A 22,709-nucleotide genomic window follows, 5' to 3' on the forward strand; every position below is an offset into this window, starting at 1 on the left:
TCCTGCCTTAGTTGGCGATGGAGTCGATCGTGTTGAGGGTGGTCAGCGACCCGGTCAGCATCGAGATCGTCTTGTTCCACTGGGCGAAGGGCGCCTCGGTCACATAGAGCGTATCGCCGTCGCGGATCACGAAGTCGCGGGCCATGAACATCCCGTTGGGGCGCGTCAGGTCGAGGACATAGACCATGCGCTGCTCGCCCATGAGGTCATTGCGGCCCAGCACCTGGTTCGCGATCTCGGCCGGTTCGTTGCGCAGAACGAAGACGCCGGTGGGATCGGCCCAGGCCGCCATCAGCCCGCCGACCTGCGCGATGGCCTCGAGGCCCGAGAGGTTCTGGCTCTCGAAGGGCACGCGGGCCTGCTGGCCGGTGGCGCCAAGCGCGGTGAAGGAGCGGGTGTCTTCCTCGATCAGGATCCGGTCACCTCCGCGCAGGGCGATGTCGAAGCGCGGGCTCTTGTAGAGGTCCTGGAACCAGACGGTGGATTTCTGGCCGCCGCGCATCACGCTGATCTGGGCGATCTCGGGCTCGATGGTGATGCCGCCGGCGCGGGCGATCATCGAGGAGAGCGTGCGGGTGGGGCGCTCGATCGGGTAGACGCCCTGCGCGCCGATGGAGCCGACGAGGCTGACGGTGGAGCCGTCGCCTGCAAGTCGGCGCACCTGCACCTGCGGGTCCGGGGTCTGCTCTTCGAGCTTGGTGGTGATCAGCCGACGGACCGCTTCGGGCGTGTTGCCCGAGGCTTTGACGCGCCCGGCATAGGGCACGAAGATGAAGCCCTGACCGTCGACCTGAACCTCTTCCAACGACGTGGAGTTCAGGCCCTCGTCGGCCAGCAGGCCGTCATCGACGTTTTCCCAGATCGTAAGGCCCAGCGTATCACCGGGCTGGATCGTGTCCGAGCCGACCTGACCTGCGTTGATGAAGTTGTCCGAGAAGCCGAGCGCGGGCACCACGGCAGTGGCGCGCGTCACGCGATCGTTCACGGAGACCACGAAGGCATCGCCTTCACGCTGCACGGAACCGGAGAAAAGTTGCTTCTTCGTCGGGCCGGTCCGGGGCAGGCCACAAGCGGCGACGAGGCCCACAATGGCCAAAAGGGCGACGGATCTCGCCCAGCGGGTTGCAAGGGGTTTCACTGCTCGGTCTCCTCGACCTGTTTTTATCTGCCTCAAGTTTTGCTCGTAAACTAGCGGAATCCGGTCTTAAAAACCAGTCCCGTCTTATGGGGATGTCAGTTCACGAGCCGCAATTGTTGCCGAGGTGCCGCGGTTCCGGACTTCAGCGCATCATAGGGGTCTTCAGGGGCCAGCATCATGTCCACCACGAGGCGCAGCAGTTGCCGCCGCGCGCGGGCCGAGTAGAAGCCCCCCGGAATCTGGCTGGTTTCAAGCAGATAGCGCCGATAATCCTGATAGGCCTTGCGGTCCGGGCGGCCCGGCTGGGCAAAGAATTCCGGCAGCGGCTGGGTCGAGACGAACTCGGGCTTGGCATAGACCGCATCGCCGAAGACCTTGATCGGAATCCCCCGGAAGAGGACCTGCTGGGCGGCGGTGGAATTCACGGTGACCGCGGTGCGGGCATCGGCCAGCAGCTGCGCCAGCTTGCCGCCGCGGACGTAATGGACCCGGCCCTTGAGGCCGTATTGCGCGGTCAGGCGGCGAATCTCGTTGCGCAGGTTCACCCGGCCGTCCTCCAGCGGATGCGCCTTGAAGACGAGGTGATGATGCAGCGGCGCGCCCTCGGCAAAGCCCTTGATCACCACTTCGAGGAAGTCGGTCATGGTGGAGAAGGGCGAATGCATCTGGAACGAACTGTCGTGTTCCAGCTGCAGCAGCGCCAGGTGATAGGGGAAGCCGCCGGTGCGGATGCGCCAGGTGGCGATCCAGCGTTCCAGCGCGGTGAAGGGCAGGGTCAGCAGGCGGCGGATATAGAGCCGGAACTCCTGCGTCACGGACAGCGAACGGTGTGGGCGGAAGTTGGCATAGCGCCCGTTCCGGAACATCACGAACCAGTGGTAGAGCGCGCCGTAGAAGATGTGATGCCGCATGTCGCCCCATTTCGCGGGGGGCAGGGGCGTGTCCATGTCGGACATCTCCAGATCGCGGCGCATCTCCTCGACGCTCATCTCCATCAGCCGCGAATGCCCGTTGGAGCCGCCGCGCTCATAGGTGACCCAGTAGGGCCGCATGTAGCCTTCCTCGAAGACATGGACCTGAAGGCCCATGGCGCGGGCGCGTTTCACGGCCTCTGCGTGGATCGCCCGTGTGTCGCCATAGAGGACAATGTCGGTGATGCCTTTCTCCTGCGCCAGTTTCGCGAAGGTGTCGGGCCAGTCCTCGACGCTGCCGAGGTAGGGGATGTAGCTGGACCTGTCGCGCCAGAACGCCTGATCGCCCGCGTTGAACCCCACCCGCCAGACCTGCGTCCCCGCACGCCGCAACATGCGGGCCAGACGGTGGAAGAAGGGGCCGTGCGGCCCTTGCAGGAACAGGAACACCCGGTTCTGTGCCGGGGAGCGGGGCAGGGTCTGGGGCATTGGGACCGGGGATCACTTGTTGTCTTTCCCTGTCTTTATCTTTCTTCTTCGGCAAAAATAAGGCGTGCAGCACGTCATTGTTGCCGCTTGGGCGTTGCCGTCGCGGCGGGGCGCGAGGCGCGTTCAGAGGGCCGGAGTGCAGGCGGCTCTTGTCGCGGGGCAAGTCCTTGGATAGGCAGGAAAACGAAGGAGAGAGCCCATGTTCACCGGCCTTGTCACCGATATCGGCACCCTCGTTGAGCGCAGCGAGGACCCGGGGCTGCGGCTGAAGATCCGCACGCGGTATGATACCGGCAGCCTGCCGCGCGGGGCTTCGCTGGCCTGCGACGGGGTCTGGCTGATCGTGGTGGACACCGGGCCGGACTGGTTCGCGGTCGAGGCCTCGGACGAGACGCAGGCGCGCACGACCATCGGCGGCTGGCAGCCGGGCAAACGCATCAACCTCGAACGGCCCCTGCGGGTGGGGGACGAGTTGGGCGGCCATATCGTGGCCGGTCACGTGGATGGCACGGCGCGGGTGGTCGAGATGACGCCGGTGGGAGGCTCGATCCGGATGCTCTTCGAGGCGCCGGAGGATCTGGCCCGGTACATCGCCGCCAAGGGCTCCGTCGCGCTCAACGGCGTGTCGCTGACCGTGAACGAGGTTGCGGGGCGGCGCTTCGCGATCACCATGATCCCGCACACCCGTTCGGTCACCAACTGGGACGACGTGCAGGTGGGGGACGCGGTCAACATCGAGATCGACACCATGGCCCGCTACGTGGCCCGGCTGCAGGAATGGCAGGACTGACCGACACGCCGCCTCCGCCACCGGGACCCGGTCACAACAACGGCCCCAGCATGGAGGCCGGGCGGGCGTGGCGTGTCCATTGCTGGACCAAGGCCCGCGCGGCGCGGCCCGAGGCCAAGCTGCCGCTGCCGATCGTCCGGATGCGGATCGCCCGGGCGCAGGAACTGGGTCTGCCCTACAAGACCTATGCCTCGGTCCGCGCGGTGTCGGGGCGCGACGTGGCGGCGCTGCTCTTCACCTCCAACGCGCTGCGGCTCTTCCGCGAAGGCGCGCTGCCCGAGGATCGGCGCGCGGCGCTGGATGCGGTGCGGCACTGCCTGCTGGCGGGGCTGATCCATCCGCCCCTGCCGGTCGCCGCGCCTGAACCGCTGACGCAGGCCGCCCGCGCGCCGGGCCTCTTCCACGGCTGGAGCGAGACCCGCGACATGGTCGCCGCCGCCCATCCGCGCCTGCCGGGCCCCGCGGTGCTGCTCATCGGGGAGACCGCGCTGGAGGAGACATGGGCCGCGGCCGGGCGGCTAGCGGGCTATCTCGACGGGGCAGGATATTTCGGGCCGAAAACGTCCTGACATATTCGCATCTGTTTACGGGACGCGCGGCGCACCCTAAGCTCGGCGGCAGGAGAGAGGAGACCCCCATGCCGCTGCTGCGCCCCACCCGCCGCGACCTGCTCAAGCTGGCCGCCGCCGCCCCCGCCCTCGGGCTGTCCCGCCCCCTGCGGGCCGAGCTTGGACCGCCCGCGGGCGAGAACCCGTCGCATTTCCGCTTCACCCTCGGGGAGATGCGGCTGACCGTCGTCTCGGACGGGTATTTCCAGATCCCGGCCTCTACGCTGGGGGTGAACGCCGATCCGGCCGAGGTGCAGGCCTTCCTCACGCGCTACTTCCTGTCGCCGGAGCAGAGCTATTCCCACACCAATCACCTGCTGATCGAAACCGGCGACGCCCGGGTGCTCGTGGATGTCGGCTCGGGCCATCGTTTCTTCGACACCGCCGGACGGCTGGTGGCGAACCTCGACGCGCTCGGGCTGGGGCTGGAGGATATCACCCATGTGATCATCACCCATGCCCACCCGGATCACATCTGGGGCATGCGCGACGAATTCGACGAGGCGCTCTTCCCCGAGGCGGCCTATACCATCGGGGCTGCGGAACATGCCTATTGGCTCGACGATGGCCTCGTGGACCGGGTGGCGCCGCAGGAACAGCAGTTCGTCGTCGGCGCGATCAACTCTCTCCAGACCGAGGGGGTGGAGTGGACGCTGGCGGAGGCGGGGCACGAGGTCGTGCCCGGTATCACGATGATCGCCACGCCGGGCCACACGCCCGGTCACATGTCGGTGCGGGTGCAGAGCGGCGAGGACGTGCTCTATGCCCTTGGTGATGCCATGACCCATGCCTGGCTGAGCTTTGCCCGGCCGGAGTGGTAAAATACCACGGACACCGACGGGCCGCTGGCCGTGGAGACCCGGCAGCGCCTGCTGGCCACGGTCTCGGCAGAGCGGAGCACCGTGCTGGGCTATCACTTCCCCTTCCCGGGCGTGGGTCACGTCGTGGAGGAGGGCGGGGCCTATCGCTTTGTCCCCGCGCTCTGGCAGTTCGACTGAGGACAACGCCGTTTCGCGCCCCCGGAGGGTCGCAGGGCAACGCGCCGCGGCGGGGCGGCGGGGCTAGGGAAAGGGCCGGGGCTGCGCAGCATCTGTGCGTCCCGGCCCGCCCGTCGCCCTAGCCATCGCTGCCGGTCTGCGGTAAGGCCACCGAAAGATTTGCCGAGGTGACCCATGTCCAGCACCCAATCCTACGAAGACGCCGGCCCTGTCGAACGGGACTGGCGCGATGCCATCTCCTCCATCGAGGAGATCCTCGACGACGCCCGCAACGGCCGGATGTTCATCCTCGTCGATCATGAGGACCGCGAGAACGAGGGCGACCTCGTCATTCCCGCGCAGATGGCGACGCCCGAGGCGATCAACTTCATGGCGACCCACGGGCGCGGGCTGATCTGCCTCACGCTCACCGGCAAGCGGGTGGACGAGCTGAACCTGCCGCTGATGGCCTCGCACAACTCTTCGCGCCACGAGACGAACTTCACCGTCTCGATCGAGGCGCGCGAAGGGGTCTCCACCGGGATTTCCGCCCATGACCGCGCGCGCACCGTCGCCGTGGCGATCGACGCGGGCAAGACCGCGGCCGACATCGCGACGCCGGGCCACGTCTTCCCGCTGCGCGCCCGCGAGGGCGGCGTGCTGGTCCGTGCCGGCCATACCGAGGCCGCAGTGGACGTCAGCCGCTTGGCCGGGCTCAACCCCTCGGGCGTGATCTGCGAGATCATGAACGAGGACGGCACCATGTCCCGCCTGCCGGAACTGGTGGCCTTTGCCCAGCGTCACAACCTCAAGATCGGCACCATCTCGGACCTGATCAAATACCGCCGTCGCCACGACAACCTCGTGCAGGTTTCCCGCGAGGAAGAGATCGAGGCCGAGTTCGGCGGCACCTGGACCCTGCGCGTCTATACCGACGCCATCGAGGGGGCCGAGCATATCGTACTGATCAAGGGCGACGTGTCCGGGCCCGAGCCGGTGCTGGTGCGGATGCATGCCCTCGACCCGCTCAAGGACGTGGCGGGCCTCGGCCCGTCGGGCCGTGCGGATGAATTCCGCGACGCGATGAAGATCATCGCCGAGGAGGGCCGGGGGGTTCTCGTGCTGCTGCGCGACACCCATATGAAGCTGAACGCCGACGCCGGTGTCTCGCCGCAGGTGCTGCGGCAGTACGGGCTGGGGGCGCAGATCCTCACCTCGCTCGGGATCAGCGCCATGACCTTGCTGACCAACCACGGTACGCCCTCGGTCGTCGGTCTGGATGCCTACGGGCTCGATATCGCCGGCACCCGCCGCATCAGTGGAGACAAGTGACATGGCCGCAGCCGAACAGCATTACATCCTGCCGCGCGGCAGCTTCGACAAGCCCGCCAAGGCGCTGATCGTCGTCTCGCCCTACTACAAGGACATCGCGGACGAGCTGATCGCCGGGGCCCGCGCCGAGATCGAGGGCTGGGGCGCGACCCATGACCTGATCGAAGTGCCCGGCGCGCTGGAGATCCCCACCGCCATCGCCATGGCCGCGCGGATGTCGAACTACGACGCTTTCGTGGCGCTCGGCTGTGTCATCCGTGGCGAGACGACCCACTACGAGACGGTCTGCAATGACAGCTCGCGCGGGCTGACGCTGCTGGGCCTGCAGGGGCTTTGCATCGGCAATGGCATCCTCACGGTCGAGACCCGGGAACAGGCGCTGGTCCGCGCCCGCGTGGCCGATCAGAATAAAGGTGGCGGTGCGGCGGCTGCGGCCTTGCATTTGCTGGCGCTTTCGCGCAAATGGGGCGCTCCGCGCGAAGGCGTCGGATTCCGTCCCTCGGACGAGGTCCAGATCGCCAGCGGCACCACCACGGCCTGAAAAGCGAACACCATGACCGAAGGACCCGCCCTCTCCGGCAACCAGAAGCGCAAGATGCGCAGCGCCTCGCGGCTCTATGCCGTGCAGGCCCTGTTCCAGATGGAACGCTCCGGCCAGACGGTCGAGGCTGTCTGCCGGGAGTTCGAGGATTTCCGGTTCGGCGCCGTCTATGACGGCGACGAAATGGCGGAAGGCGACCTGTCGCTGTTCCGCAAGCTGGTGCGCGACGCGGTGAACCATCAGGCCAAGATTGACCAGATGACCGACCGCGCGCTGGTGGCCAAATGGCCGATCGCCCGCATCGACCCGACCCTGCGCGCGCTCTTCCGCGCCGCCGGTGCCGAGTTCGTCGAGGGTGAGGCCCCGCCGCGCGTCGTGATCGTGGAGTTCGTCGATGTGGCGCGCGCCTTCTTCCCGGAAAGCAAGGAGCCGAAGTTCGTCAACGCCGTGCTCGATCACATGGCCCGCGAGGCCAAGCCCGAGGCGTTCTGACCGCCTCGCGCATCGCCCTCCGCCTGCGCATTTGGTCGCGGGGGAGGGCTGCGGCTTGATATATTGGCAATTGAATGTATCTTGTTTCCCGGAGACAGGAGTCGTTCCATGCCCAAGCTCATTCGCCTGTACATCACCCATGTCCTCATCGGTTTCGGCGTTGCCGCGCTCTTCGTGGCGGTGCTGATCGGCTTCAACGTGGCCAACCTGCGCCATCTGGTGAGCAGCACCAACGGCGGCCTACTGGCCGTGTTCCTGCTGTGGTTCTCCAACGGGATCGTCTTTGCGGGCGTGCAGTTCGCCATCGCGGTCATGCGCCTGCGCGAGGATGACGGCCCCTCGGGTGGCAAGCACCAGCCGATGCTGTCGCGTGTCCTGCATCCTGTGCGGGCCGAGGCCACGGCAAAGCCGCGCCGCTGAGCAGGGCTGCCAAGATGCGCCGCGCCCGCTGGGGCGGGGTCTTTTTCATGGATCTTAAGAGCTTGAAGTGGCGGGCCCGCACGCGACCGTTTGGTTGACGCATTCCCGAGGACCTGTTCATACAGGTGGGCGCCAGGTAACCGAACCAGGGCTCGGACAGAGCCAGCTCCCTCGGATTTGCTTAAGGCCACCGGAATGTAACCGTTCACGAGAAGGGCAGCACCCGCCAAGGCCTGACATAGGCCTCTGACAGGGGCGCGACAAGGGGGCAGGTGCATTCCGTCGTGCACATCTCGCTCGCGCAGAGGTGTCTGCTGCGCTCTTGCCTCTGTTCACCTTATGTTCATATGATGGCGTCATGAGTGACGCGCTGCTTCCCCCGATCCCGCCCCAGCCCGGCCAGCTGATCGCCCGGGGCGTCTGCCGCCTGCTGGCGGGCTACGATTTCGCCTGCCTCGAGGAATTCGTGCCAGAGCGCGGCCGCCGGGTCGACGTCATGGCCGTGGGCCCCAAGGGCGAGATCTGGGTGGTGGAATGCAAGTCCTCCCGGGCCGACTACATGTCGGACGCCAAGTGGCAGGGATACCTGCAATGGTGCGATCGGTTCTTCTGGGCGGTGGATGGGGATTTCCCGGTGGAGATCCTGCCCGAAGAGACCGGGCTGATCATCGCGGATGCCTATGGCGGGGAAATTGTCCGCATGGCGCCAGAGGACAAACTGGCCGGTGCGCGCCGCAAGGCGCTGACGCTGAAGTTCGCCCGCGACACGGCGCGCCGCCTGCAATCCTACCGGGATCCGCAGGGCGGCGTGTCGCGCTGACTCAGCGCTTCTTCTTGCTCTTGCCGCCGAGCTTCTCGGCAGCGGCAGCGGCGGCGCGGATCTCTTCGGCGATCTCCAGCGCCTCGTCAGGGTCGAAATCCATGGGGATCTCGGTGCCGCCCGCTTCGATGAAGAGGCGGACCATGCCCTGGTCGGTCGGACCGATCTGAAGATTCGCTTCGATGTCGCGTTCTGTGTCGATGCCCATGACGCTCTCCTGATTGAATGCGACTGGCTATCGCGGACGGGCAAAAGTTGCAAGATCCGGCGTCTTGGGGCCGCGGTACCCGGGGGCGACTGACGGTATTCTTCGGTTCTGCAGGTGCATTCAAGGTGGAAAAAAGACTGCCATTTCGGGCCGTTGGCTGGAAGGTTCGTGAGAGGCTTCGCTTGTATACAGATGCGGGCGCGCGGTGGAGGATCACGGCGCAGAACCACGTAAGTAGTTGACTTTGCATACATATGAAGATGCGTGACACTTCCTGTAAAACGGCGTAAAACAAGATTGCTTGGGGGACGCCCGTGGCAAAGACATACTTTTGCCACAATTGGGAAACATCCTGAGATGGTTAACCAGTGTGCCTCCGGTTTTGTTTTGGGGAGGCAGGCAGAGGCCTCATCCTCTCGCGTCAGCGGCGAGACGATGGAACGCAGGCCGGGGAGGGGGCACGATCCTTGATTGCGCCGCCTCTCCTGCTCAACGCAAAGGCCAGAGCCAAACGGGCCCGCGCTTTCCTCGTTGGATCGCGCGGGTTTTCTTTTACCGCGCAGGGGGAAGGGCGGGCGCAAAGCCGCCGTCGGGGAAGGCGAGATTTTTCCGTTACACTCTCTTGCATTCATCGCGAGAGGGCTGTATTTCGCCCCCCAGTGCCGCCTTAGCTCAGTTGGTTAGAGCGCTGGATTGTGGATCCAGAGGTCTCCCGTTCAAACCGGGAAGGCGGTACCATTTCCCTCACCTTCAGAATGTATATCCCGGATACACTGATTCCCGTCCGGGTGTCCGTTTCCGGGCCCGCGCCTCGCGGTCCGCTCTCTGGGCGGGTGCTTGCGCGCATCCGGTGGAATTGACCCACCGACGGCCCCGGGATTCTTCGCGATCAGTAAGATGCTAAGCTCCGCATTTGCGGGGCTTTTTCTGTGTGCGCTTCCTCGTTTGCGCAGGTTTGTCACGGCGGCGAAGAGCGATAATTTCATCTTATTGATGCGTGAACAAAATGCGATTTTGGTTTATCGTCCTCGACGGGTAGAGAGGACCCAGGCCCCGACTGAACGCGATCTCCTGCGCACGGGTTGAGGGCGATGGGATTATATCCGGCAGGGCAGAGGCGCTGCCGGAACACAGGTACCGAATTTCGGAGGACATCATGGACGGCAACGATATTCCCGCAGGCGGCAAATGCCCCGTCATGCACGGCGGTCAGACTTCGACCAAGACCTCGGTCACCAGCTGGTGGCCCAATGCGCTGAACCTCGACATCCTGCACCAGCACGATACCAAGACGAAACCGCTCGGCGCGGACTTCAACTATCGGGAAGAGCTCAAGACGCTCGACGTCGAGGCGCTGAAGGATGACCTGCGCCAACTCATGAAGGAAAGCCAGGACTGGTGGCCCGCGGACTGGGGCTCCTACGTGGGCATGTTCGCGCGCGTCGCATGGCACGCCGCCGGCTCCTACCGTCTGGCCGATGGCCGCGGTGGCGGCGGCACCGGCAACCAGCGCTTTGCCCCGCTGAACTCCTGGCCCGACAACGTGAACACCGATAAGGGCCGCCGTCTGCTCTGGCCGATCAAGAAGAAGTACGGCAATGCCGTCTCCTGGGCGGACCTGATGATCCTCTCGGGCACGATTGCCTACGAGGTCGCGGGCCTGAAGACCTTCGGTTTCGCCTTCGGCCGCGAAGACATCTGGCACCCCGAGAAGGACGTCTACTGGGGCGCCGAGAAGGAATGGCTCGCCCCCTCCGACACCCGCTATGGCGACGTCTCCAAGCCCGAGACGATGGAAAACCCGCTGGCCGCCGTCCAGATGGGCCTGATCTACGTGAACCCGGAAGGGGTGAACGGCCAGCCCGATCCGATGAAGACCGCCGCGCAGGTGCGCGAGACTTTTGCCCGGATGGCGATGGACGACGAGGAAACCGCGGCGCTGACCGCAGGGGGCCACACCATCGGCAAATGCCACGGCAACGGCGATGCGGCCAACCTCTCGGCCGATCCCGAAGCGGCGGACGTCGAGTATCAGGGCATCGGCTGGATGAACACCAAGGGCCGCGGCATTGGCCGTGACACCGTGGTGTCCGGCATCGAGGGCGCCTGGACCAAGAACCCCACCCAGTGGGACATGGGCTGGTTCGAGATGCTCTTCGGCCACGAGTGGGAGCTGAAGAAATCCCCCGCAGGCGCCTGGCAGTGGGAGCCGGTGAACATCAAGGAAGAGGACATGCCGGTCGACGTCGAGGACCCCTCGATCAAGAAGATGCCGATCATGACCGACGCCGACATGGCGATGAAGGTGGACCCGACCTACAACGCGATCTGCCAGAAGTTCATGGCCGATCCGGCCTACTTCAACGAGACCTTCGCCCGCGCCTGGTTCAAGCTGACCCACCGCGACATGGGCCCGAAAGCGCGCTACGTCGGCCCCGACGTGCCGCAGGAAGACCTGATCTGGCAGGATCCGATCCCCGAAGGCCCGGTGAATTACGACATCGGCGGGCTCAAGTCCAAGATCGCCGCCTCGGGCCTCAGCATCGCTGACCTCGTCTCGACCGCATGGGACAGCGCGCGCACCTACCGTGGCTCGGACATGCGCGGCGGGGCCAATGGCGCCCGTATCCGTCTCGCACCGCAGAAGGACTGGGCCGGCAACGAGCCCGAGCGTCTGGCCCGCGTGCTGGCCGTGCTGGAGCCGCTGGCCGCTGCGGCGGGCGCCTCGATCGCGGATACCATCGTGCTGGCGGGCAACGTCGGTGTCGAAATGGCGGCCAAGGCGGCCGGTCACGACATCGCTGTGCCCTTCGCCCCGGGCCGCGGCGACGCGACCGACGCGATGACCGATGCCGACAGCTTCGACGCGCTGGAGCCGGTGGCCGATGGCTTCCGCAACTGGCAGAAGCAGGACTACGTCGTCTCCGCCGAGGAAATGCTCCTCGACCGGGCGCAGCTTCTCGGGCTGACCGCCAACGAGATGACCGTTCTGGTCGGCGGGATGCGCGCCATGGGCACCAACCACGGCGGCACCAAGCATGGCGTCTTCACCGAGACCGAAGGCGCGCTGACCAACGACTTCTTCGTCACCCTGACGGACATGGTCTATGCCTGGGAGCCGAAGGGCAACGGGCTCTACGACATCCGCGACCGCAAGTCGGGCGCGGTGAAATACACCGCCACCCGCGCGGACCTCGTCTTCGGGTCGAACTCGATCCTGCGGGCCTATGCGGAAGTCTACGCGCAGGATGACGGCATGCCCGCCTTCCTCAAGGCCTTCGTGGCCGCCTGGACCAAGGTGATGAACGCGGACCGCTTCGACATCGCATAAGCGATGCGGATGGGATGAGAGGCCCCGCGCTGCCGAAAGGTAGCGCGGGGTTTTTCGTATCTGCCGGGGCAGGGGGCTTGCGTCTGCCGGTCTCGGGCTCTCGCCATGGCGGATCACAGGAGGTCCCGACGGCGCACCGCGCCTTGTCGGCGCGGGCCGTCACGCTATGTCCGGTGGGCGGGGGGCGACGCGGGCGCTGCTCAGTCCCTCAGGTCGAGGCTGTCGCGCAGGGCGCCGCTTGCGCTGTCATAGACGAGGATCTGCTGATCGTCGGTCACCACCGCGATCCAGCCCGTACCGAAGGTGATCGCCTGCGCACTCGCGCCCTCGGGCAGGGAAATCGCCTCGGGCAGCTGTGGCAGGGCCGGGCCGGCCGCGGGAGTGGACCAGAAACGGATGACAATCAGCGCAATGAGGATTATGAGGCCCACGATCATTGTCCCGGTGAGCGCCGTCACAAGGCGCCGCAGGAACCGAAGGTTCGCGGGTTCGTTCATCTCTTGCTGCTGAGGATTGTCCTCCATGGACCTTGACCGCCTTGTCGTCACCATTGCCGCGGACCCGCCGCCCCGCCTTGATAAGGCGCTTTCGCGGGATGTGCCAGAGAGCGCCGCGCTCTCCCGGACCCGGCTGGCCAAGCTGATCGCGGAAGGCGCCGTGAGCCGTGGGGACGAGGTCCTCAGTGACCCGAAAACCAAAGTAGCCGAAGGGGAGGTCATCGAGATCACGATACCGGTACTTCACGACACGCTGGTCGCCCCCGAGGCGATCCCGCTCGACATCACCTACGAGGACGAAGACGTCATCGTGGTCAACAAACCCGCGGGCATGGTCGTCCATCCTGCGCCCGGCTCGCCCAACGGCACGCTGGTGAACGCCCTGCTGGCCCATTGCGGCGACACGCTGTCGGGCATCGGCGGCGAGAAGCGGCCCGGCATCGTCCACCGGATCGACAAGGACACCTCGGGCCTGCTGGTGGTGGCCAAGAGCGACCGCGCCCACCATGGCCTTGCCGCCCAGTTCGAGGCCCACAGCGCTGAACGCGCCTACCAGGCGATCTGCTACGGCGTGCCCGATGCGGCTGATCCCCGGCTGCGCGGCATCCGTGGCACCTCCTTCGAACAGGGCGGTGTGCTCAAGATCACCACGCAGCTTGCCCGCCACCGGCACGACCGGCAGAAACAGGCGGTCTTCTTCAACACCGGACGCCACGCCGTCACCCGCGCCCGGGTGGAGGAGACCTTCGGCACGCCGCCCACGCTGGCGCTGCTGGAATGCCGGCTGGAAACAGGGCGCACGCATCAGATTCGCGTCCACCTCGCCCATGTCGGCCATGGCCTCGTGGGCGATCCGGTCTATGGCGGCACCCGCAAGCTCTCTCCCCGTGCCGTGAACGAGGCCGCCATCGCCGCGGTGAACGCTTTCCCGCGTCAGGCGCTGCACGCGGCCCTTCTGGGCTTCGAACATCCCGTCACCGGGGAAATGCTCCGCTTCACGGCGCCTCTGCCCGCCGATATGTCCCGCCTGCTGGACACCCTGCGCGGCTCACCGAGCTGACACATCGACGTGAGTCAGCGGTAACATCGGGCCTTTTTGCGTCAGATCCCGGCCTTTCATGCGTTAAGCACGGGTAACCCAAGAAGACCCACGGCGCTTGAACCGGCGTCACAGGCACCCTATCTGGATGTTAAAGCCTCTTACATGAGGCGCAGAGACGAGAGAGAACGGGACATGAGCAACTACGCCAATCTGCCGGCCCCGACGCCGGAAGGCGGGATGAACCGCTACCTTCAGGAGATCCGCAAGTTTCCCCTCCTGGAGCCCGAAGAAGAATACATGCTGGCGAAACGCTGGGTCGAGGATCAGGACACGCAGGCGGCGCACCGCCTGGTGACCTCCCACCTGCGTCTCGCGGCCAAGATCGCCATGGGCTACCGCGGCTATGGCCTGCCCCAGGCCGAGGTGATCTCCGAGGCCAACGTCGGCCTGATGCAGGCGGTGAAACGCTTCGACCCGGAGAAGGGCTTCCGCCTCGCGACCTATGCGATGTGGTGGATCCGCGCCTCGATCCAGGAATATATCCTGCGGTCCTGGAGCCTCGTGAAGCTCGGCACCACCTCGGCGCAGAAGAAACTCTTCTTCAACCTGCGCAAGGCCAAGGCCCGCATCGGCGCGCTGGAAGAGGGCGACCTGCGTCCGGAACACGTCAAGCAGATCGCCAATGATCTGGGCGTGACCGAGGAGGAAGTCACCTCGATGAACCGCCGGATGTCCGGCGGCGATGCCTCCCTGAACGCCACCGTCGGCTCGGACGCCGACAGCACGATGCAATGGCAGGATTGGCTCGAGGACGAGGACGCCGATCAGGCCACCGACTACGAGGAGCGCGACGAGATGACCGCCCGCCGCGAGCTTCTGGTAGAGGCCATGTCGGTGCTCAACGACCGCGAGAAGGACATCCTCACCCAGCGGCGCCTCTCGGACGAGACGGTGACGCTGGAGGACCTCTCCTCGCAATACGACGTCAGCCGCGAGCGCATCCGCCAGATCGAGGTTCGCGCCTTCGAGAAGCTGCAAAAGCGCATGCGCGAACTGGCCTCCGACAAGGGCATGCTCCCCGCCGCGTAACGCGCGCGGTGGGCATCATCCACTGTTCGGAAATATCCTCGGGGGGGCTTGGCCCCGCCGGGGCCAAGGGGGGGCAGACAGCCCCCCTTTTTCATGACCTCGCCACAGGCGCCACCACCAGCAGCATCGCCGCCAAAATTCTTGAACCAAGAATTTTGAGAAGAATTTTGCTTAAATTCTTCCGCGCCCACCCGCAAAGGGATCGCGCCGGTCAAGCGGGTCCCCGCCCCATCACCGCGCATAAAGACACCGCGCGACCAGTCGCGGCGCAGCAAAAAGGCCCGGCCGCAGCGCGACCGGGCCTTTCCCATGTCTCGGCAGGCTCTGCCTCAGTCTTCCATCGCCTCGAGCTCGTCGATCATGCCCGAGATCATCGACAGGCCCTTGTCCCAGAAGGCCGGGTCCGAGGCGTCGAGGCCGAAGGGCGCCAGCAGCTCCTTGTGGTGCTTCGACCCGCCCGCCTTGAGCATGTCGAAGTACTTCTCCTGGAAGCCCTCCGGCTGATCCCGGTAGACCGCGTAGAGCGCATTCACCAGCCCGTCGCCGAAGGCATAGGCATAGACGTAGAAGGGTGAGTGGATGAAGTGCGGGATATAGGCCCAGAAGGTCTCGTAGCCCTCCATGAAGTCGAACGCCGGCCCGAGGCTCTCGGCCTGCACGGACATCCAGAGCGCGTTGATGTCGTCGGGCGTCAGCTCGCCCCCGCGGCGCGCCTCGTGCAGCTTGCACTCGAAGTCGTAGAAGGCGATCTGGCGCACGACCGTGTTGATCATGTCCTCGACCTTGCCGGCCAGCAGCGTCTTGCGCTCCTTGTCGTCGGCGGCATTGTCGAGCAGCCGGCGGAAGGTCAGCATCTCGCCGAAGACCGAGGCCGTCTCGGCCAGCGTCAGCGGCGTGGAGGAGAGCATTTCGCCCTGGCCCGCGGCCAGCACCTGGTGCACCCCGTGGCCCAGCTCGTGCGCCAGCGTCATCACGTCCCGCGGCTTGCCGAGGTAGTTCAGCATCACGTAGGGGTGCACGTCGGTCACGGTGGGGTGGGCGAAGGCGCCCGGCGCCTTGCCGGGCTTCACGCCCGCGTCGATCCAGCCCTTGTCGAAGAACGGCTTGGCGATCTCGGCCATGCGGGGATCAAAGGCGTCATAGGCGTTCATCACCGTCTCGCGGGCCTCGGTCCAACCGATGGTACGGGTCTCTTCCGAGGGCAGCGGCGCGTTGCGGTCCCAGACCTGCATCCGGTCGAGGCCCAGCCACTTGCGCTTCAGCTCGTAGTAGCGGTGCGAGAGCTTCGGATAGGCCGCAACCACCGCGTTGCGCAGCGCCTCGACCACCTCCGGCTCCACGTGGTTCGACAGGTGCCGCCCGGTCTGGGCCGTGGGCATGCCGCGCCAGCGGTCGATGACCTCCTTCTCCTTGGCCTGCGTGTTGTGCACGCGGGCGAAGGTGCGGATGTTCTCGGAGAAGACGGCGGCCAGTTCGCGGGCCGCGGCCTCGCGCTGGCTGCGGTCCTGCTCGGTCAGCAGGTTCAGCGTGCCCTCGATGTTCAGCTCCTCGCCGTCCACCATGAAGGTCAGCCCGGCGATCGTCTCGTCGAAGAGCTTCTCCCAGGCGTCGCCCACGACGCCGAGGTCATGGAGGAACTTCTCCAGCTCGTCGGAGAGCTGGTAGGGCTTCATGGCGCGGATGCGGTCGAAGACCGGCTTGTAGCGCGCCAGATCGGCATTTGCGCCAAAGAGCCCGTCGAGGAAATCATCCGGCAGCCGGTTCAGCTCCAGCGTGAAGAAAACCAGCGGCGTGGTGAAATTCGTCAGCCGGTCCTGCATGTCGGACATGAACTTGGCCCGCTGGCCGTCGGTCGTCAGCTGGTAGTAGCGCAGCCCGGCGTAGGACATGATCCGGCCCGAGACCGACTGGATGCGCTCGTTGCGCTTCACGCAGTTCAGGAACCCTTCTGCGTCCAGCTCACCCAGCTTGCCCTCGTAGTCCTCGGCGAAGGAGAGGCAGGCCTGCTCCAGCCAGTCGAGATCGCGTTTCAGCTCCGGCGCGTCGGGCGCGGTGTAGAGATCGGTCAGGTCCCATTCGGGCAGGTCGCCAAGACCCTTGCCGCCCTGGCTGGCATTGGCATCGGACACGGGGAAAGGCAGCGGGATCATGACGTCTCCTGTACTTGTGTTGCTCAAGACATAGGCCCCGGGGCAGGGGGTCTCAAGTCCTCTCGGCTGCCTGCCGCGCCGGCAGGCGGCGCCCGGCCGCCGGAGACGGGCAGAATGGCGCGATCTGGCGTGGCTCGGGGGAGGGGCAGACGTGCAGGGGGGGCGAAGGCGCAAGGTCCAGATCGGCCTCACGGCATTCTTTGAAAGCGCCGCGCGCGCCCAGCTCGGTCGCCTGTACGCTCCTCCCCCGATAGGTCCCGCGTGGCGCGCCAGCTCTCTCCCCTGCGCGCTATTCCCTCGATATGTCCCGCCCGGCCGAGAGGCCGGGCAGCGCCGAACCGCCCCCACGGGGCGGCGCTTTCGCGCCACCCCTCGGTTCGGCGCCACCCGGCGCGTGAGCCGGAGGGCGTTGGCGAGGTGCGCGTTGATCGATGCCGGAAACGGCCAGCCATCGGGCTGAGGTCTCAGCAGGCAGCAGGCACTACGCGCGGTTCCCAAGGCCGCGCAGGGCACGTGGCGAAAGTGTGCCAGTCAGAGACGCCTGGGCGGGGTGACCCCCTCAGGCGCTGTCAGCCGATACGCTGCGCGCGCGGGGCACGAAGAGCTCCGCCGCGGTATCGAAGACCCGGGCGCGCACCTCGGGCGTCTCCATCATCACCTCGTGGCGGCCGCTTTCGACCATCTCCAGCCGTCCGCCGGGCCATTGCCCCATGCGGCTGACGATCCGCGCGGGATCGACGATCTCCTCGTCGGTGCCGAGGAAGGTCACGCAGGGCACGTCCGGTGCGGGACGGCGGGCAAGGGCCTGCATCTCGCGCAGGGATTCGTGCAGCCAGTGCAGGCTGGGCCCGCCGAGCGACATTTCCGGATGCAGCCGGGCCTGGTGGAACATGTAGTCCCACATCTCCCGGTCGGTGGTCAGCTTGTTCTCGCCGAAGGGGCAGGTCAGCACGTAGGTCGCGCCCGTGGTGCCGGGCGCGAAGACATGGCCCAGCCCCAGCCGCACGCTGCCCCAGGCCACCGCCCAGGCGGCGGGGCGGGTGGCGGCGGCCAGCCGGATGCCCCACATCGGCGCGGTGAACATGGCCGCCTCGACGGGCGCCCCCTCCAGCAGGGCGCGCAGGCCGATGGCGCCGCCCATGGAATGGGCAATCAGGTAATAGGGTTTCGGCAGCCCCTCGGCCTCGGCGACTTCCAGCGCAGCGGCCACGTCCTTTTGATAGTCCGTGAACTGGCCGATATGGCCGAGGCTCCGGTCGCCCGACAGCCGGTCGGCAAGGCCCTGACCGCGCCAGTCGATGGTCAGCGTGGCATAGCCGCGCGCCGCCAGATCGACGGCGGCGCGGCCGTATTTCTCGATGTACTCGGTCCGGCCGGGGAAGAGCAGGACAGTGCCCCGCGCCCCCTCCGGCGACCACAGGCCGACACGGATGCGCACCCCGTCGGACGCCTTGACCCAGTAGGCCCGCCCGCTGGCGGGGCCTTCTGCTATCTCGTCGTAGAAGGGCGCTTTTTCCATGTCTTCAGGCCTTTATCGTCAGGCGAGGGCCGAGCCGAGCGCCATGGCCTTGCCCATGTCGCCATCGACCGAGAGCTTGCCGGTCATGAAGGCGGTGGTCGGGTTCATCTCGCCGCCGATGATCGCCTCGAAGGTCTCGCGCGTGGCGGTCAGCGTCACGTCGGCCTCGTCGTCACCGGCGCGGGCCCCGTCGCCATCCACGATAATCGAACCCTCGTCCTCGATCACGAATTTTGCGATTCCGTCGATGCCACTGCCGTCGAGCCGCTCGTTCAGGGCCGCCACGGCCGCGGTGATCAAATCGCTCATTCTGTTTCCTCCTGAAAATTTGCTCTGAAAAGGGGATCCCAATTGGCTCAGAGCACGCTACATTTAAACCTGTTATGAGCGCGTCAACATCACATCTCAATTATATCGTGGCGGCATTTCTGGCCGCGGGGTCTCTGACGCTGGGTCTTTCCGGCGCGGCCCTTGCGCAGACCGCCGGGGCCGAATCGTCGGAACACCTCCTGCAGGAGCTGCAGGATGCCGATCCGACCGACGCCAAGCGGATCGCCCGTGAGCTGGGACTGGAGTGGAGCCGCACCGGCTCGCCCTCCATGGACCTGCTGCTGCAACGGGGCCGCGACGCGCTGGAGACCCAGGACCTCGACGAGGCGATCGGGCATTTCTCGGCCCTGACCGACCATGCGCCGCAATTTGCCGAAGGCTGGCACGGCCGGGCGCAGGCCTATTATGCCGAGGGCGAACTGGGCCTTGCCGTCGACTCGCTGGAACATACGCTGGCGCTGAATCCGGATCACTACGAGGCGATCTTCGGACTGGCCGTGATCGCCGAGCAGACCGGCGCGCTGGAAGAGGCCTATGGCCTCTATGAGCGGGTGCTGGAGCTCTATCCGACGCATGAACCTGCCGAAGAAGGCATCCAGCGTCTGGACATTCCGGTCAACGGCACCGAGATCTGATCCAAGCGAAACGAACGGACGCATTCAGCGATGGCCGAACAAGGGCGGATCACCGCGGTCCTTGGCCCGACCAACACGGGCAAGACTCACTACGCAATCGAGAGGATGCTGGGCTATCGCACCGGCGTCATCGGGCTGCCCCTGCGGTTGCTCGCCCGCGAGGTCTATGACCGGATCGTGAAGGCGCGCGGCCCCTCGGTGGTGGCGCTGGTGACGGGGGAGGAGCGCATCGTGCCGCCACGGACCCAGTACTGGGTCTGCACGGTCGAGGCGATGCCCGAGGGCATGGGCCCCGACTTCCTCGCCATCGACGAGATCCAGCTCTGCGCCGATCCCGAGCGCGGCCATGTCTTCACCGACCGTCTGCTCCGGGCGCGCGGTACCCATGAGACGCTCTTCCTCGGCTCCGACACCATGCGCCCGACCATCGCGCAGCTGGTCCCGCAGGCGCAGTTCCTGCGTCGCGAGCGGATGAGCCATCTGAGCTACGCTGGTTCGAAAAAGATAAGCCGGATGCCGTCTCGCAGCGCGATCGTCGGGTTCTCGGTTGAGAATGTCTATGCCATCGCCGAGCTGCTCAGGCGCCAGAAGGGCGGTGCGGCGGTCGTCATGGGGGCGCTCAGCCCCCGGACGCGCAACGCGCAGGTGGAACTCTACCAGAACGGTGACGTGGATTACCTCGTGGCCACCGATGCCATCGGCATGGGGCTCAACCTCGACATCAACCACGTCGCCTTTTCCTCGCTGACGAAGTTCGACGGCCGCCGGATGCGGCATCTCTTCCCGCACGAGCTGGCGCAGATCGCCGGCCGGGCCGGGCGGGGGATGCAGGACGGCTCCTTCGGGGTCACGGGCGAGGCGCCGCCGCTCGACGAGGAGGTCGCCGAGGCGATCATGGAGCATCGCTTTGCGCCGGTGCGCAAACTCCTGTGGCGCAATCCTACCCTGAATTTCGGCTCTCTGGAGCGGCTGATCGCCTCGCTGGAGGAAAGCCCGAAGCACGAGTTGCTGATGAAAGCACGCGAGGCGGATGACCTCGCCGTCCTCAAGAATCTGTCCCGCGAAGCCGAGGTAATGGCCCGCGCGTCCTCTCCCAATGCCTTGAAATTGCTCTGGGATGTCTGCCGGATCCCCGATTTCCGCGGCATCAGCCATGCGGAACACGCAAGCCTGCTGGGGCGGATTTACGAATTCCTCCATGAAAGCGGGCGGATCCCCGATGACTGGATGGCGCGGCAGATCCGCCGAATAGACCGTATTGACGGCGATATTGATGCATTGTCGAAACGGCTGGCTTATATTCGCACATGGACCTATGTCGCGCAGCGTAGCGGGTGGGTTTCGGACGAAAGTCATTGGCGCGGGGAAACACGCGCTGTAGAAGACCGCCTGTCGGATGCGCTGCATGCGCGCCTGACGCAGAGATTTGTGGACCGCCGGACGTCAGTCCTGCTTCGGCGGCTCAAGCAGAAGGAGGCCCTCTTGGCCGAAGTGAATGACAAGGGTGAAGTGACGGTCGAAGGCGAATTCGTCGGCCGTCTCGAAGGCTTCCGGTTCCGCCAGGACAAGGATGCGACGGGTCAGGAGGCCAAGACGCTCCGCCAGGCCTCGGTGCAGGCGCTCGTGCCGCACTTCCACCTGCGCGCAGACCGGTTCTACAACGCGCCCGATACCGAGATCGACTTCACCGAACAGGGTGGCCTCATGTGGGGCGACCAGGCGGTGGGCAAGCTCGTGGCCGGGTCCGAACCGATGAAGCCCACCGTGCAGGTCTTCGTCGATGACGAGGCGGGCCCGGACGTGGCGCAGAAGGTGGAACGCCGTCTGCAGCATTTCATTGACCGCCAGGTTGCCGCGCTCTTCGAGCCGCTGCTGAACCTGCAGCGCGACGAGACCCTGACCGGTCTGGCTCGCGGCTTTGCCTTCCGCATGGTCGAGGGCCTCGGCGTCCTGCCGCGCGGCGACGTGGCCGACGAGGTCAAGTCGCTCGACCAAGACGCCCGGGGCGCACTGCGCAAGCACGGCCTGCGTTTCGGTCAGTTCACCATCTTCATGCCGCTGATCCTGAAGCCCAAGCCGACCCGGCTGCGGCTGGTTCTTTGGTCTCTTTTCAAAGGCCTGCAGGAGTTTCCTGAAGCGCCGCCGCCGGGTCTGGTGACCATTCCCGCCGCAGCGGATGCGCCCGAGGGCTATTACACCATGGCCGGCTACCGGGCCGCCGGGGAGCGCGCGATCCGCATCGACATGCTGGAACGTCTCGCCGACCTGCTGCGCGGTCAGGACAGCCGGACCGGCTTCGAAGCCACCGCAGACATGCTGTCGATCACCGGCATGACGCTGGAGCAGTTCGCCGACCTGATGCAGGGTCTGGGCTACAAGGCCGAGAAGGGCGAACGCGAGAAGCAGAAACCCGCCCCGGACGCGCCCGCAGAGGCCGCCGCCGAGACGGCCGAGGCTGCGCCCGAGACCGAGACCGCGACCGAAGCGGAGGCTGTCGAAGCCCCCGCCGAGGCGACCGAGGCCCCGGCTGAAGCCGTCGAGACCCCGGCCGAGCCCGTCGCGGAAGAGACTCCGGCCGAAACGGCAGAGGCCCCCGCCGCAGTTGACGGCGAGGCCGATGCCGCGCCCGAGATCGAGGTGTTCTACACCTTCACCTGGGGCCGCAACCGGCAGGCCAACCGCGGCCCGCGCCGGGGTGGCCAGCAGGGGCAGGGCGCCCGCGAGGGCCGTGAAGGCGGCAACCGTGGCAAGCCCCGCGGCGAAAACCGTGGTGAAGGCCGCGGCGATCGTGGTCCCCGTGGCGACAAGGGCCCCCGCGGCGCCAAGGGCAAGGGCAAGCCGCGCGACGCGGGTCCCAAGACCTACGAGGCCCGTCCGCCGCGCAAGGAAAAGCCGATCGATCCGGACAACCCGTTCGCCGCAGCCCTCATGGGGCTGAAGGACAAGAACTGAGCGGGTCCGACACATCCTCGTCCGGGGCCTCGCGGCCCCGGATGCGCCTCGACAAGTGGCTCTGGCAGGCGCGTTTCGTGAAGAGCCGTTCGATCTCGGCCGAGCTTGTCGGCGGCGGTCATGTGCGCGTGAATTCCCAGAAGGTCTCGAAATCCGCCCATGCCGTGGGGCCGGGGGACGTGCTGACCTTCGCCTATGGCGGGCAGGTCCGGGTGATCCGGATCGAGGCCCTCGGGACGCGGCGCGGCCCGGCCAGCGAGGCACAGGCCCTCTATACCGATCTGGAACCGCCCCAGCCCAAGGAGGAGGTTCCGACCATAGCCCGAATCGAGGGCAATTCTCGCCCGACCAAGCGCGAGCGCAGGAAACTCGATCTTGATCGCCTCCGGGCGCTTGAATGATCCCGGCACGCGCGGTACTCCCCCTCTGAGAACGACG

At 66.3% G+C, this 22,709-nt stretch carries 22 protein-coding genes and 1 tRNA gene; 16 read left to right on the forward strand and 7 right to left on the reverse strand.

Features of this window, described 5'->3' with window-relative positions; genetic code table 11:
• Positions 1 to 7: 7 nt before the first annotated feature.
• Both LCM32_RS04395 and LCM32_RS04400 read right to left on the reverse strand, forming a co-directional pair.
• The gene (locus tag LCM32_RS04395; protein ID WP_224819823.1) at positions 8 to 1,138 is read right to left on the reverse strand and encodes a polysaccharide biosynthesis/export family protein; all 1,131 of its coding nucleotides are present in this window, start codon (positions 1,136 to 1,138) and stop codon (positions 8 to 10) included.
• A 95-nt stretch (positions 1,139 to 1,233) separates the two neighbouring features.
• Positions 1,234 to 2,538: a capsule biosynthesis protein gene (locus LCM32_RS04400; protein WP_224819824.1), complete on the reverse strand. Its 1,305-nt coding sequence runs from the start codon at positions 2,536 to 2,538 to the stop codon at positions 1,234 to 1,236.
• Positions 2,539 to 2,737: 199 nt separating this feature from the next.
• Between LCM32_RS04400 and LCM32_RS04405 the strand changes: the two genes are divergently transcribed.
• From LCM32_RS04405 to LCM32_RS04440, 9 genes are all read left to right on the forward strand, one after another.
• Complete coding sequence (locus LCM32_RS04405) at positions 2,738 to 3,328, forward strand: riboflavin synthase (protein WP_224819825.1); 591 nt, start codon at positions 2,738 to 2,740, stop codon at positions 3,326 to 3,328.
• A 50-nt stretch (positions 3,329 to 3,378) separates the two neighbouring features.
• Positions 3,379 to 3,897: a hypothetical protein gene (locus tag LCM32_RS04410; RefSeq protein WP_224819826.1), complete on the forward strand. Its 519-nt coding sequence runs from the start codon at positions 3,379 to 3,381 to the stop codon at positions 3,895 to 3,897.
• Between the two features lie 68 nt (positions 3,898 to 3,965).
• Entirely contained in the window at positions 3,966 to 4,757 is a 792-nt protein-coding gene (locus LCM32_RS04415; protein ID WP_318246171.1) for an MBL fold metallo-hydrolase, read from the forward strand.
• 30 nt (positions 4,758 to 4,787) lie between these two features.
• Positions 4,788 to 4,934: a hypothetical protein gene (locus tag LCM32_RS22080; protein WP_318246172.1), complete on the forward strand. Its 147-nt coding sequence runs from the start codon at positions 4,788 to 4,790 to the stop codon at positions 4,932 to 4,934.
• Positions 4,935 to 5,108: 174 nt separating this feature from the next.
• On the forward strand, positions 5,109 to 6,245 hold the full coding sequence (ribB, locus tag LCM32_RS04420) for a 3,4-dihydroxy-2-butanone-4-phosphate synthase (RefSeq protein WP_224819827.1): 1,137 nt from the start codon (positions 5,109 to 5,111) through the stop codon (positions 6,243 to 6,245).
• 1 nt (position 6,246) lies between these two features.
• Positions 6,247 to 6,786: a 6,7-dimethyl-8-ribityllumazine synthase gene (locus LCM32_RS04425; protein ID WP_224819828.1), complete on the forward strand. Its 540-nt coding sequence runs from the start codon at positions 6,247 to 6,249 to the stop codon at positions 6,784 to 6,786.
• A gap of 12 nt (positions 6,787 to 6,798) precedes the next feature.
• The gene (gene nusB / locus LCM32_RS04430; protein ID WP_224819829.1) at positions 6,799 to 7,278 is read left to right on the forward strand and encodes a transcription antitermination factor NusB; all 480 of its coding nucleotides are present in this window, start codon (positions 6,799 to 6,801) and stop codon (positions 7,276 to 7,278) included.
• 108 nt (positions 7,279 to 7,386) lie between these two features.
• Positions 7,387 to 7,698, forward strand: coding sequence for a hypothetical protein (locus LCM32_RS04435; RefSeq protein WP_224819830.1), 312 nt, complete (start codon positions 7,387 to 7,389; stop codon positions 7,696 to 7,698).
• A gap of 358 nt (positions 7,699 to 8,056) precedes the next feature.
• Complete coding sequence (locus LCM32_RS04440; protein WP_224819831.1) at positions 8,057 to 8,518, forward strand: MmcB family DNA repair protein; 462 nt, start codon at positions 8,057 to 8,059, stop codon at positions 8,516 to 8,518.
• Position 8,519: 1 nt separating this feature from the next.
• On the opposite strand, the gene LCM32_RS04445 is transcribed toward LCM32_RS04440, so the two are convergent.
• Positions 8,520 to 8,726, reverse strand: coding sequence for a DUF6324 family protein (locus LCM32_RS04445; protein ID WP_224819832.1), 207 nt, complete (start codon positions 8,724 to 8,726; stop codon positions 8,520 to 8,522).
• A 661-nt stretch (positions 8,727 to 9,387) separates the two neighbouring features.
• Between LCM32_RS04445 and LCM32_RS04450 the strand changes: the two genes are divergently transcribed.
• Positions 9,388 to 9,464 (forward strand) — tRNA-His (locus tag LCM32_RS04450).
• Positions 9,465 to 9,882: 418 nt separating this feature from the next.
• Positions 9,883 to 12,057, forward strand: a complete 2,175-nt coding sequence (gene katG / locus LCM32_RS04455; RefSeq protein WP_224819833.1) for a catalase/peroxidase HPI — start codon at positions 9,883 to 9,885, stop codon at positions 12,055 to 12,057.
• Positions 12,058 to 12,257: 200 nt separating this feature from the next.
• Here the strand turns inward: katG and LCM32_RS04460 are convergent, their stop codons facing one another.
• Complete coding sequence (locus LCM32_RS04460) at positions 12,258 to 12,581, reverse strand: DUF6476 family protein (RefSeq protein WP_224819834.1); 324 nt, start codon at positions 12,579 to 12,581, stop codon at positions 12,258 to 12,260.
• On the opposite strand from LCM32_RS04460, the gene LCM32_RS04465 reads away from it, so the two are divergent.
• Entirely contained in the window at positions 12,580 to 13,614 is a 1,035-nt protein-coding gene (locus LCM32_RS04465) for an RluA family pseudouridine synthase (RefSeq protein WP_224819835.1), read from the forward strand. The genes LCM32_RS04460 and LCM32_RS04465 overlap by 2 nt on opposite strands.
• Before the next feature lie 174 nt (positions 13,615 to 13,788).
• A complete protein-coding gene (gene rpoH, locus LCM32_RS04470; protein ID WP_224819836.1) occupies positions 13,789 to 14,685 on the forward strand; it encodes an RNA polymerase sigma factor RpoH in 897 nt (298 codons plus the stop codon).
• Positions 14,686 to 15,014: 329 nt separating this feature from the next.
• On the opposite strand, the gene LCM32_RS04475 is transcribed toward rpoH, so the two are convergent.
• The 3 genes from LCM32_RS04475 to LCM32_RS04485 form a co-directional block, all read right to left on the reverse strand.
• Positions 15,015 to 16,835 carry a M3 family oligoendopeptidase gene (locus LCM32_RS04475; protein ID WP_224819837.1) on the reverse strand — a complete coding sequence of 607 codons (1,821 nt, stop codon included), beginning with the start codon at positions 16,833 to 16,835 and terminating at the stop codon, positions 15,015 to 15,017.
• 559 nt (positions 16,836 to 17,394) lie between these two features.
• Positions 17,395 to 18,354 (reverse strand): alpha/beta fold hydrolase, encoded by a 960-nt coding sequence (locus LCM32_RS04480; protein ID WP_224819838.1) that lies wholly within the window; start codon positions 18,352 to 18,354, stop codon positions 17,395 to 17,397.
• A gap of 18 nt (positions 18,355 to 18,372) precedes the next feature.
• Positions 18,373 to 18,663: an SCP2 sterol-binding domain-containing protein gene (locus tag LCM32_RS04485; protein ID WP_224819839.1), complete on the reverse strand. Its 291-nt coding sequence runs from the start codon at positions 18,661 to 18,663 to the stop codon at positions 18,373 to 18,375.
• Between the two features lie 107 nt (positions 18,664 to 18,770).
• Here LCM32_RS04485 and LCM32_RS04490 point away from each other — a divergent pair, with 107 nt between their 5' ends.
• From LCM32_RS04490 to LCM32_RS04500, 3 genes are read left to right on the forward strand one after another with little or no spacing between them, the layout of a single operon-like run.
• Complete coding sequence (locus LCM32_RS04490) at positions 18,771 to 19,319, forward strand: tetratricopeptide repeat protein (RefSeq protein WP_224819840.1); 549 nt, start codon at positions 18,771 to 18,773, stop codon at positions 19,317 to 19,319.
• A 30-nt stretch (positions 19,320 to 19,349) separates the two neighbouring features.
• Positions 19,350 to 22,271, forward strand: coding sequence for a helicase-related protein (locus LCM32_RS04495; RefSeq protein ID WP_224819841.1), 2,922 nt, complete (start codon positions 19,350 to 19,352; stop codon positions 22,269 to 22,271).
• 41 nt (positions 22,272 to 22,312) lie between these two features.
• Positions 22,313 to 22,672, forward strand: coding sequence for an RNA-binding S4 domain-containing protein (locus LCM32_RS04500; protein ID WP_224819842.1), 360 nt, complete (start codon positions 22,313 to 22,315; stop codon positions 22,670 to 22,672).
• The last annotated feature ends 37 nt before the right edge of the window (positions 22,673 to 22,709 follow it).

It is taken from the genome of Pseudooceanicola nanhaiensis (assembly GCF_020171315.1).
GTDB classification, from domain to species: Bacteria; Pseudomonadota; Alphaproteobacteria; order Rhodobacterales; family Rhodobacteraceae; genus Pseudooceanicola; species Pseudooceanicola nanhaiensis_A.

What these genes read in the sequence shown, in the direction of transcription:
- LCM32_RS04400 (WP_224819824.1), bottom strand. Translation starts at nt 2,538, where the DNA reads ATGCCCCAGACCCTGCCCCGCTCCCCGGCACAGAACCGGGTGTTCCTG.
- LCM32_RS04405 (WP_224819825.1), top strand. Translation starts at nt 2,738, where the DNA reads ATGTTCACCGGCCTTGTCACCGATATCGGCACCCTCGTTGAGCGCAGC.
- LCM32_RS04410 (WP_224819826.1), top strand. Translation starts at nt 3,379, where the DNA reads ATGGAGGCCGGGCGGGCGTGGCGTGTCCATTGCTGGACCAAGGCCCGC.
- LCM32_RS04415 (WP_318246171.1), top strand. Translation starts at nt 3,966, where the DNA reads ATGCCGCTGCTGCGCCCCACCCGCCGCGACCTGCTCAAGCTGGCCGCC.
- ribB (WP_224819827.1), top strand. Translation starts at nt 5,109, where the DNA reads ATGTCCAGCACCCAATCCTACGAAGACGCCGGCCCTGTCGAACGGGAC.
- LCM32_RS04425 (WP_224819828.1), top strand. Translation starts at nt 6,247, where the DNA reads ATGGCCGCAGCCGAACAGCATTACATCCTGCCGCGCGGCAGCTTCGAC.
- nusB (WP_224819829.1), top strand. Translation starts at nt 6,799, where the DNA reads ATGACCGAAGGACCCGCCCTCTCCGGCAACCAGAAGCGCAAGATGCGC.
- LCM32_RS04435 (WP_224819830.1), top strand. Translation starts at nt 7,387, where the DNA reads ATGCCCAAGCTCATTCGCCTGTACATCACCCATGTCCTCATCGGTTTC.
- LCM32_RS04440 (WP_224819831.1), top strand. Translation starts at nt 8,057, where the DNA reads ATGAGTGACGCGCTGCTTCCCCCGATCCCGCCCCAGCCCGGCCAGCTG.
- LCM32_RS04445 (WP_224819832.1), bottom strand. Translation starts at nt 8,726, where the DNA reads ATGGGCATCGACACAGAACGCGACATCGAAGCGAATCTTCAGATCGGT.
- katG (WP_224819833.1), top strand. Translation starts at nt 9,883, where the DNA reads ATGGACGGCAACGATATTCCCGCAGGCGGCAAATGCCCCGTCATGCAC.
- LCM32_RS04465 (WP_224819835.1), top strand. Translation starts at nt 12,580, where the DNA reads ATGGACCTTGACCGCCTTGTCGTCACCATTGCCGCGGACCCGCCGCCC.
- LCM32_RS04460 (WP_224819834.1), bottom strand. Translation starts at nt 12,581, where the DNA reads ATGGAGGACAATCCTCAGCAGCAAGAGATGAACGAACCCGCGAACCTT.
- rpoH (WP_224819836.1), top strand. Translation starts at nt 13,789, where the DNA reads ATGAGCAACTACGCCAATCTGCCGGCCCCGACGCCGGAAGGCGGGATG.
- LCM32_RS04475 (WP_224819837.1), bottom strand. Translation starts at nt 16,835, where the DNA reads ATGATCCCGCTGCCTTTCCCCGTGTCCGATGCCAATGCCAGCCAGGGC.
- LCM32_RS04480 (WP_224819838.1), bottom strand. Translation starts at nt 18,354, where the DNA reads ATGGAAAAAGCGCCCTTCTACGACGAGATAGCAGAAGGCCCCGCCAGC.
- LCM32_RS04485 (WP_224819839.1), bottom strand. Translation starts at nt 18,663, where the DNA reads ATGAGCGATTTGATCACCGCGGCCGTGGCGGCCCTGAACGAGCGGCTC.
- LCM32_RS04495 (WP_224819841.1), top strand. Translation starts at nt 19,350, where the DNA reads ATGGCCGAACAAGGGCGGATCACCGCGGTCCTTGGCCCGACCAACACG.
- LCM32_RS04500 (WP_224819842.1), top strand. Translation starts at nt 22,313, where the DNA reads ATGCGCCTCGACAAGTGGCTCTGGCAGGCGCGTTTCGTGAAGAGCCGT.